This is a genomic window from uncultured Campylobacter sp. (assembly GCF_938030815.1).
Taxonomy (GTDB): Bacteria; Campylobacterota; Campylobacteria; order Campylobacterales; family Campylobacteraceae; genus Campylobacter_B.
Genome location: NZ_CALHII010000001.1, coordinates 1 through 5627 on the forward strand (window position 1 = coordinate 1; position 5627 = coordinate 5627).

Genomic DNA, 5627 nt, shown 5'->3' on the forward strand with positions numbered 1-5627 from the left:
AATTGCGGGAGCTGATATAGTGTTAAAACTCGGGCGCGAAATATAAAAAAATAACATTATTTTCATACGCGAATTTTAAAAAATTTTAACCTAAGCTTCGATGAGGCTGCCGCGATCGGCGATGATATAAACGACGCGAAGCTTTTAAATGCGGTTGCGATCAGCTTCAAGCCTGCCGATGCGCTAAGCTCGCTAAAAGCGGACGTCGCGCTAAGCAAAAACGGCGGCTACGGCGCGGTGCGCGAGATGATCGAAATGCTCGTCGATAAAAACGGCATGCGCGAAGAGTGGAATAGCAAATGGCTGTAGTTTTGCAAGCGCGCGTGAGAATGCCTGCGAGAGGCGAAATTCTGCGTAGATCAAGAAGGACTGAGCGATGGTGATAAAAATTTTCTACGTCGCGATTGCGATCTTTTGCGTCGCGATGGTGTTTTTAAGCGTGCAGACGCCATATTTTAGCGATATGTTTAGGCAGGATCTAAGCATTGCGAATATGGAGATGAAAAAGATCGTCGATTATCAGATCGGTGAGCGCGTGGACGCTAAATTTACCGCGGACGGCGGCACGCGCTATAAGGATCGCGACGAGTTTGTAAATTTTAAAGCCGAGGAGGCCACTTCGGATCTAAATCACACTTTGGTTTCAAAGATCGCGACGCGCGCAGGCGAGCTGATAAAATTTAACGGCGACGCGCACTATGTAAATAGCAGAGGCTTTGATTACACGGCGCAGGAGATCATCTACGATACGAGCAGCAAGATCGTCCGCTCCGACGTGCCATACGTGCTGCGCCAAGGCGGCGACCGCATCACGGGCGCAAGCATCAGCTACGATACTAAAACCAAACAAACAAACTCAAAAGGAATCCACGCATGGTATTTAATAAAAGATCAAAACTCCACAAACTAATACTTTCAGCCACGCTAATTACTAGCTTTAGCGCGACTACTCTTAGCGCCGCGCAGGAGCAGGTCGAGGTCACGGCGGATAATTTTTTCGCCGACGAGATCAAGCAGATCAGCGTGCTGACGGGCAACGTTCGCATCAAAAAGGGCGCTTACGATACGCTAAATTCCGATAAAGTGACGATCTATTTCGACGCCAAGCGCCAGCCTACCAAATATGTCGCGACGGGAAACGCAAATTTTAAAATTTTACTCAATCAGAAGCATTATGACGGCAAGGGCGGCGTGCTGACCTACGATCCGACTATCGAGGCTTACACGCTTGAAAACAACGCCTATCTGCACGAGGCCGAGACCAAAAAGGAGGTTTACGGCGATAAGATCATCGTAAATCGCCAAAAGGGCACCTACGAAGTAAAAAGCGGCGGCGGCGAGAAAAAGCCCGTGCGTCTGATCTTTCAGGTCGAAGATCAAAACAAATGATCTATCCTAGCAGCGCGCAGTTTATCACCTCCTCCGCAAATATCGGCGGTGCGCCCGAGTTTGCGATGAGCGAAGTGGCGTTTTTGGGGCGTTCCAACGTCGGCAAAAGCAGCCTGATAAACGCGCTTACCGGGCGCAAAAATCTAGCCAAATCAAGCTCGACGCCGGGCAAAACGCAGCTGATAAATTTTTTTGAGGTTAAATTTAAACAAAAGCTTGCCGCAAGCGCGGACGGCTCGCAAAATGAAACATCGCCCGATCTAGCAAGCAAAGAGGCTTTAAGCTCGGCTGCGAATTGCGCGCAAGATCACGCGGAGGCTGCGGCGTCTGAGCGAAATTTAAAGCAAGATTTCGTTTTAAATTTAAAAAGCGCCTCGGCGGATTTTAGATTAGATCGCGACGCAGATATTGCGGCAGATTTTGCGCCGAATTCAGCGCAAAGCCTCGAATTAAATTTAAGCGATAGATCCGCGCTAAACTTAGCGGCCAACCCCGCCTTTTCGGATCTTGCGAGCTTGGGTGAAAATATCTCTTTGATCTTCGTGGATCTGCCTGGGTTCGGGTATGCCAAGGTTTCTAAAAAACTGCATTATATCTGGCAAAAAAATCTCGACGAATTTATCAAAGAGCGCCTAAATATCAAGCTTTTCGTCCATCTCATCGACGCGAGGCAGTTTGATCTTTCGATAGATAAAAATTTGCAAAACTATCTCGCTAGTTTTCTGCGCGGCGATCAAAAGGTCGTGAGGCTCTACACCAAAGCCGACAAGCTCAACCAAAGTGAGCGCGCAAAGCTTTTGAGGCACGATCCGCAGGCGGTTTTAGTCTCTACGCTAAAGGGCGGCGGGCTGCAAAAAGCGCGCGAGATCATCGTACGCGGGGCGTTTGGATTATGAAATTTCTAAATTTAAATACGTTAAATTTTGCGGCGCAGAATTTCAAAATAATTAAATTCAGCGGATATAAAATGCGCCGCCAAGATCGCGCAAAGATTAGGGAAAATTTTAGATGATACGGCTAAAAAAGGCGCGCCTTTGCGACATTTCGCGTATGCAAGAGCTCGTAAAAGAGGAGGTTCAAAACGGCGTGATCTTGCCGCTTGAAAGCGATGAGATAGCTGCCAATATCCGCTCATACGTGCTGGCGTTCGATTGCGATTCTAAGGCGGATACGAGCTTTGATTCCAAAGAGAATTCCGATTTAAATTTAGCCGAAAATTCTGATTTAAATTTAACGCACGGCTCGGATTTAAATTTAATCCAAAGCTCCGCCGCAAATTTTGCCGAAATTACTTCTGAAAATTCCGCCGAAGATGCCGCGGGTAATTTTGCGCCGCAACGAGCCACACCGCAAAATAGCGCGCCACAAAATAGCGCGGTGCAAGGCGTATCCGAGGTAGGCCGCGCGCAAGCCGGCAAAGAGCAAGTTTTACGGAGCGAATATTCGCAAAGCGCGGGCGTTTTTAAGAATGATCTTTCGCGGCTTTGCGAATCGCAGTCCGCAAAAAATGCCGAAATTTTAGCGGGCTTTGCTTCGCTTAAAATTTTTAACGCAGATCTTGCCGAGGTGCGCTCGCTCATCGTCGCTCCGCAGTTTCGCAGGCGCGGCATTGCCAGAGCTATCGTAAATGAGCTGCTAGACGAGGCGAGATTTTACGGGCTAAAAAGCGTATTTACGCTCACCTATCAAAAGGAATTTTTCGAGCGGCTCGGTTTTACCGAAATCCCAAAGGATGAGCTGCCCGCGCAAAAAATTTGGGCCGATTGTATTAAATGCAAAAAGTTTCCGGTATGCAACGAAATCGCACTTATCTATACGTTATAGCGGACACGCTTTTTAGCGCAGGGGTTCTTTTCTACCTGCTTCTAAGTGCGGTGTATAGGGGGCTGCCGCCGCTGATCGGATTTTTTTTCACGGCGATGGTGGTGCAAAAATACGAAAACGACGTGAAATTTAAAAAGTTCGGCTTTACCTGGTTTTTCTCTATTTTTTATTTGTTTTGCGCTGAGCAGATCCACGGATTTAACCTATTTAGCGTGGCTATCGCGTATTGTATATTTTATTTTGTGGTCTATGAAAACTCATTTAAATATATTAAATTTAGAAATTTTTTGATCTGCTTTTACGTGATTATCAGCTATGTTTTGGTCTTTGTGGTGAGCAACGCGATATCTGCGATCAAAAAGAGCGAGTATCTGCCTCTAAGCGGCGAGTATTTAAATTACATCGTGATTGAAATTTTGCTCGCTCTGCTCTTTTTTAAGGGGCGGTTGGTATGAGGCTGAAGTTCGTATTTGCTTTCGTGATACTGTTTTTTGCCATGCTTTTGGTGAGAATTTATTATCTTTCGATCAAATCGAACGAATTCTACGAACAGGTCGCTAAAAACAATGTCATCTCTACCGAATACATCCCGCCGGTACGCGGTCAAATTTTAGACGCCAAAGGCCGCCCGCTCGCGATAAATAATCTCGGCTTTTCGCTATCGATCGCGCCGCATCTAAAAGACGCCGCGCTGCAAAGCGAGCTAAATAATATCTCGCGCTACTTCAAAGATCTCAACGTCACCGCGATGAGCAAGAGCTACAAGGACGCAAATTCCGCTTACAATCAAGACTTTATCGAAGTCGTGCCGTTTTTGGACTACAACGCCACGATAGAGCATTTCGCGAGCTTGAGCCTGCACGAAAATATCAAAATTTCGCCCGCTTCGCAGCGCTTTTACCCTTACGGCGCGCTTGCTTCGCATATCATCGGCTACGTAGGCCGTGCCAATAAAAAAGATATCCAAAACAACCCCCTAAGCGCGCTTACCGGATACAACGGCAGAAGCGGCGTCGAGGGGTATTACAACGAGCTTTTGCAGGGCAGCAAGGGCGAGCGCAAGACGAAGGTTACGGCGCTAAATCAGGTCGTAGAGGAGATCTCGATGCAAGAGCCCAGCAGCAGTGAAATCTCCCTTACCATCGATCTTGAGCTGCAAAAATACCTCGAGGAAATTTTTAAAGATAAAGACGGCGTAGCGATCGTGATGGATCTGCGTGACGGCGCTATCATCGCGGCGGGCAGCTTCCCCGAGTACGATCTAAACACCTTCGTGGGCGGAATTTCACAGGCGCAGTGGGACGAGCTGATAAAAGATCCGCGCCATCCTTTTACGAATAAGCTCGTAAACGGCCTCTATCCGCCCGGTTCGGTCATCAAGATGGCTGTAGGGATGAGCTTTTTAAACAGCGGCAAGATCAACGAGAACTGGAGCGTGTTTTGCAGTGGCGCGATAGAGCTTGGAGGGCGAAAATTTCGCTGCTGGAAGAGCTGGGGTCACGGCCGCGTAAGCCTAGTAGAGGCGATTAAAGGCAGCTGCGACGTGTATTTTTACGAAGGCTCGCTGCTGGTGGGGATCGACTATATGTCCGCGTATCTGCAGCGTCTGGGTTTCGGTAGCAAAACGGGCGTCGATCTACCCAATGAGTTTGTAGGCACGATGCCTAATAAGGCCTGGAAAATGCAGAAATTTAAGCGCGCGTGGTATCAGGGCGAGACGGTCAATGCCTCGATCGGTCAAGGCGACGTGCTCGTAACCCCTATGCAGGTGGCTAAAAACACCGCTCAGATCGCCGCAGGCAAGGCTATCACGCCGCATTTTTTAAAAAGCATCGACGGTAAGCCGGTGGAATTTACCCCTACCGAGCTTTTCACGCCGAAAGAAAAGGCGCAGCTACCGCTCGTGCGGCGCGGGATGTATGAGGTCGGCAATAACCCCGACGGAGGCACTGCCTACAAGCTCATCCATACCGCAGTAGTGCCTCTAGCGGTCAAGACCGGCACCGCACAGGTCATAGGCATCTCGCAGACCACCAAAAAGCGAATGAAAGAAGCCGATATGGACTACTTCCACCGCTCGCACGCATGGATGACGAGTTTCGGGCCGTACGACAAGCCGCAATACGCCGTAACCGTGCTCGTAGAACACGGCGGCGGAGGCGGAAGCGCGGCAGGTCCCGTAATAATGCAAATCTACGAGAAACTCGCCCAGATGGGCTATATCGACGCCAACGCAACGACTAGCAAAGACAGCGTAAAGAAAACGAAGTAGAGCGGAATTTTAAAATTATAAAATTTTAGAATTCCGCTCGTGCTTTGCTTGCTTTAAATTTTAAAATTTAGCAAGCCTTTGCGGGTTTGAAATTTTAAAATTTAGCGTAGTACGGAGGCTTTTCAATTTAGAATTTTACCCG

6 protein-coding genes and 2 pseudogenes are annotated in these 5627 nt (G+C 48.3%); all 8 read left to right on the forward strand.

Annotated elements, in window-relative coordinates:
• The first annotated feature begins 72 nt into the window (after positions 1–72).
• The 8 genes and pseudogenes from Q0277_RS11120 (at position 73) to mrdA (ending at position 5485) form a co-directional block, all read left to right on the forward strand.
• The gene (locus Q0277_RS11120; protein WP_366517306.1) at positions 73–309 is read left to right on the forward strand and encodes a hypothetical protein; all 237 of its coding nucleotides are present in this window, start codon (positions 73–75) and stop codon (positions 307–309) included.
• 67 nt (positions 310–376) lie between these two features.
• Complete coding sequence (lptC, locus tag Q0277_RS00005; RefSeq protein WP_297994195.1) at positions 377–910, forward strand: LPS export ABC transporter periplasmic protein LptC; 534 nt, start codon at positions 377–379, stop codon at positions 908–910.
• A complete protein-coding gene (gene lptA / locus Q0277_RS00010; protein ID WP_297994197.1) occupies positions 874–1389 on the forward strand; it encodes a lipopolysaccharide transport periplasmic protein LptA in 516 nt (171 codons plus the stop codon). The genes lptC and lptA overlap by 37 nt, the downstream gene beginning before the upstream one ends.
• Positions 1386–1598: pseudogene (locus Q0277_RS11125) on the forward strand (GTPase); the annotation flags it as partial. The gene lptA and the pseudogene Q0277_RS11125, both read left to right, overlap by 4 nt.
• Before the next feature lie 324 nt (positions 1599–1922).
• Positions 1923–2285, forward strand: a pseudogene (locus tag Q0277_RS11130) (YihA family ribosome biogenesis GTP-binding protein); the annotation flags it as partial.
• 112 nt (positions 2286–2397) lie between these two features.
• Positions 2398–3213: a GNAT family N-acetyltransferase gene (locus tag Q0277_RS11135; protein ID WP_366517305.1), complete on the forward strand. Its 816-nt coding sequence runs from the start codon at positions 2398–2400 to the stop codon at positions 3211–3213.
• Positions 3180–3668: a hypothetical protein gene (locus tag Q0277_RS00030; protein WP_297994200.1), complete on the forward strand. Its 489-nt coding sequence runs from the start codon at positions 3180–3182 to the stop codon at positions 3666–3668. Before Q0277_RS11135 ends, Q0277_RS00030 begins: the two co-directional genes overlap by 34 nt.
• Positions 3665–5485 (forward strand): penicillin-binding protein 2, encoded by a 1821-nt coding sequence (gene mrdA, locus Q0277_RS00035; RefSeq protein ID WP_297994202.1) that lies wholly within the window; start codon positions 3665–3667, stop codon positions 5483–5485. The genes Q0277_RS00030 and mrdA overlap by 4 nt, the downstream gene beginning before the upstream one ends.
• The last annotated feature ends 142 nt before the right edge of the window (positions 5486–5627 follow it).

Coding starts and splice junctions, on each gene's coding strand:
- mrdA (WP_297994202.1), top strand. CDS start 3,665: ATGAGGCTGAAGTTCGTATTTGCTTTCGTGATACTGTTTTTTGCCATG.
- lptA (WP_297994197.1), top strand. CDS start 874: ATGGTATTTAATAAAAGATCAAAACTCCACAAACTAATACTTTCAGCC.
- lptC (WP_297994195.1), top strand. CDS start 377: ATGGTGATAAAAATTTTCTACGTCGCGATTGCGATCTTTTGCGTCGCG.
- Q0277_RS00030 (WP_297994200.1), top strand. CDS start 3,180: ATGCAACGAAATCGCACTTATCTATACGTTATAGCGGACACGCTTTTT.
- Q0277_RS11135 (WP_366517305.1), top strand. CDS start 2,398: ATGATACGGCTAAAAAAGGCGCGCCTTTGCGACATTTCGCGTATGCAA.